Annotated in this window: 4 protein-coding genes; all 4 read right to left on the bottom strand. The window is 46.8% G+C overall.

The window, feature by feature from the left end; translation table 11 throughout:
- Positions 1–239: 239 nt before the first annotated feature.
- On the bottom strand, positions 240–431 hold the full coding sequence (csrA, locus tag ACWA6V_RS18940; protein WP_062060719.1) for a carbon storage regulator CsrA: 192 nt from the start codon (positions 429–431) through the stop codon (positions 240–242).
- Between the two features lie 223 nt (positions 432–654).
- Positions 655–1,902: an aspartate kinase gene (locus ACWA6V_RS18935; protein WP_449523957.1), complete on the bottom strand. Its 1,248-nt coding sequence runs from the start codon at positions 1,900–1,902 to the stop codon at positions 655–657.
- Positions 1,903–1,936: 34 nt separating this feature from the next.
- Complete coding sequence (locus tag ACWA6V_RS18930) at positions 1,937–2,476, bottom strand: hypothetical protein (protein WP_449523956.1); 540 nt, start codon at positions 2,474–2,476, stop codon at positions 1,937–1,939.
- Between the two features lie 302 nt (positions 2,477–2,778).
- Positions 2,779–3,712: DHHA1 domain-containing protein (locus ACWA6V_RS18925; RefSeq protein ID WP_449523955.1), on the bottom strand; the 934-nt coding region annotated here is incomplete at its 5' end.

The raw sequence follows: 3,712 nt of genomic DNA, 5'->3' as shown, positions 1-3,712 counted from the left end.
GCTGAAGCGGGATAGTCTCCGTTTCAGCAGGTGCGGCATAATACCATAATTCTCTAAAAATCAAAGTCTTGAAGACAAATTTACAGAACAAAATAACGAATATTTTGAGCCTGCATAATTTACATTCAATTAGAGAAGTATTTAAAAATTTAATCTCTATAAACGCCTACGCGGCGGATGATTTCTCATACCGCCGCGTAGTTGAAAAGCGCCGAACAACAAAACAATTAAGTAAAAACTTAGCTGTCTTGCTCTTCCTGATTTTGCTTTTCGCGCTGAATACGCTGATAAATTTCTTCGCGATGCACAGCAATATCTTTAGGAGCATTGACACCAATACGAACCTGGTTGCCTTTAACACCTAATACGGTAACGGTAACCTCGTCACCCACCATCAAGGTTTCGCCAATACGGCGAGTTAAAATTAACATCTTTAATCTCCTTCACTCATCCTGTAAGAGTACGACTTAGACACCCCTTGCCACCATCGACCCCCGAATACCCCCTGTCGCGTCCTGACAACCGAATGCCTGGATTTAAGTATCGTCTACTTTTTGCGAAAGGGAAGAAACCCCCAACATTTTTCTGTCTATTTTTTAAGTAAACAGTAATGCGACTCAAACACCTTAACTAAACCGCCTTTTATTAGAAGGCCTAGCCCCTCACACGGCCTTCTGACGGTTCGGCATCCAAACCAAAAGCGGTGTGCAGACTGCGCACAGCCAACTCCAAGTAACGCTCATCGATGATCACCGAAATTTTGATTTCCGATGTGGTGATCATTTGAATGTTGATACGATCTTCTGCAAGAGCAGTAAACATGCGCGATGCGACACCTGCATGAGAGCGCATACCAACACCTACGATAGATACTTTAGCTACCTTATCATCACTACGCACTTCGCGTGCACCAATTTCTTTGGCAACCGCTTCCAGCACAGCAACAGCTTTGCTCATATCATTTTTGTGCACAGTAAACGTCAGGTCAGTAGTACCATCTGCTGACACGTTCTGAACAATAACATCGACTTCAATATTAGCGGCACCAATAGGCGCAAGAATTTTTGCCGCTACACCAGGAGTATCAGGTACACCAGCAACGGTTACTTTGGCTTCATCACGGTTAAATGCAATACCGGAAACAATAGGTTGTTCCATAGTCGAGTCTTCCTCGTCGAGGGTAATAAGGGTTCCAGGGCCTTCTTTGAAACTGTGCAAAACACGCAGAGGCACCTTGTATTTGCCAGCAAATTCTACAGAGCGAATTTGCAGGACTTTGGAACCCTGGCTGGCCATTTCCAGCATTTCTTCAAAGGTAATCTTTTCCAGACGACGCGCACGCTCGCATACACGTGGATCGGTGGTATATACGCCGTCTACATCGGTGTAGATCTGGCATTCATCCGCTTTCAGTGCGGCAGCAAGCGCAACACCGGTAGTATCTGAACCACCTCGGCCAAGAGTGGTGATATTGCCTTGCTCATCTACACCCTGGAAACCAGCCACAACCACAACGCGACCTGCTTTAAGGTCAGCGCGCATATTCTCTTCGTCAATAGACTGGATACGCGCTTTGGTATGGGCGTTATCCGTGAGGATACGCACTTGACCACCAGTGTAAGAGCGGGCGTCTACACCACGCTTTTTCAGTGCCATACACAAAAGTGCAATAGTCACTTGTTCACCGGTTGATACCAATACATCCAATTCACGCGGATCGGGGGTATCCTGAATTTGTTGCGCCAAACCGATCAGACGATTAGTTTCACCGCTCATAGCGGAGAGCACCACAACCATTTCATGACCCTGCGTATGAAAACCTGCCACCTTATCAGCAACTTGCTCTATACGCTCAATCGAGCCAACCGAGGTACCACCATACTTCTGAACTAATAAGCTCATTACACAGCCTATCCTTTATTAATTGAAAGCTAATTTACACTGGGTACAAATACACAATCTGACCGTATTCATTGGCAAGACGAACCAACGATGGCTCTTCGTTTGTTGAGTACCTTGTACGATAAAAAAATGCTTCTCCTGAATCGAGACGCAACGTCACTGAGACATCATCCAAGAATAAAGCGCTATCCGCTTGCCCATCTGCACGAACCGGCTCTTTTCTCAGATAAACACGCTGATCAAACTGCGCGCCATCGGAGACCTCTAATGGGTAAGCACTTAAACTATTGCTACCACTCCCTTGGGAATCCCATGCTGGCAGATAATCACCACCAGTCGCACTAAAACCAAACTTATAAGTCTGGCCACCAACAAAACTCATGCTTGTCTTCTGATAGCGCAACGGAAACTCCCGGCCACCAAAATGTTTGGTAATTACACCGACATAAACAGGGTCGGCTGTAGTGGCGGAGGTTCCATTTACAACAACATAAACTTCAATAGATTGAATTAGCGGCATGGCATTTTCCTTTTGATTGAAGAACACAAAAACAACATTTACTGTTGTCAGCATTCACCTGCACACGATTTGTGCACTAATGTGAGCAACCACAATACTCACCGTTAAAATCCTGCTTAATCTCACATCAACACATCACTACACAATTGCAATAGAACGCAAAAATCAGCCTATAACAATCGACTACTTCTAATGTTCACTGCTGGCACTTATACCAACCACTTGGGGGTAACCCCCAAATCATCTGGCAACCAGATCACAAAAAGGCGCCAATTAAACACCAGATTGCAACAAAAGTTAACCCAAATGGATGATTAAAAGCGGATTAATCACACTTCCGTCATCTTTCTGTACAGCTATTGACCGAGTTGGGTTTTTACCCAAGGTACGACTGAGGCCAAAGCAGCATCAAGCCCTGCAACATTGGTACCTCCGCCCTGCGCCATATCCGGACGACCACCGCCTTTGCCACCCAGCTGCCCAGCAACAAAACCCATCAAATCACCGGCTTTCACTTTGTGGGTTGTATCTTGGGTAACACCGGCAATCAAGGCTACCTTGTCGTCTTCAACTGTGGCCAGCAACACTACCGCTGAACCAAGTTTGTTTTTGAACTGATCGGCGGTCTCACGCAGGGATTTGGCATCTGCACCTTCAAGATTCAAGGCCAGCACCTTAATACCAGCTATATCCACTGCCTGTGACAGTACATCGCCACTGCCAGCAGTAGCTAGCTTAGTCTTCAAGGCGGCAAGATCTTTTTCCAACTTACGATTTTGCGCGACAAGCGCATCGAGCTTTTCAATCAATGTGTCGCGATTGGCTTTGAGGCTGCGGCCAGCGGTATCTACTAGCACTTCAACCTGATCAAACAGCGCCAGCGCCTTTGCCCCAGTGACAGCCTCAATACGACGCACACCGGCAGCAACACCGGATTCAGAGGTAATGCGGAACAGACCTATATCACCAGTCCGGTTAACATGAGTGCCGCCACAGAGCTCGACGGAGAAGCCGTCGCCCATGGTCAATACACGCACTGTATCGCCATATTTTTCACCAAACAGCGCCATCGCGCCTTTGGCTTTGGCTGCATCCATATTGCAAAGATCGGTGGAAACCGCCGAGTTGGCGCGAATCTGGTCGTTGACCAACAATTCAATGGCTTTTAACTGCTCGCCGGTCACTGCTTCAAAATGAGAGAAATCGAAACGCAGGCGCTCGGAGTCAACCAGCGAGCCCTTTTGGGTCACATGCTCACCTAATACTTTACGCAGTGCAGCATGCATCAAG

This window comes from Cellvibrio sp. (assembly GCF_053579595.1).
Note: the sequence above shows the minus strand (reverse complement) of the source record. Positions and strands in the feature narration are given on the sequence as shown.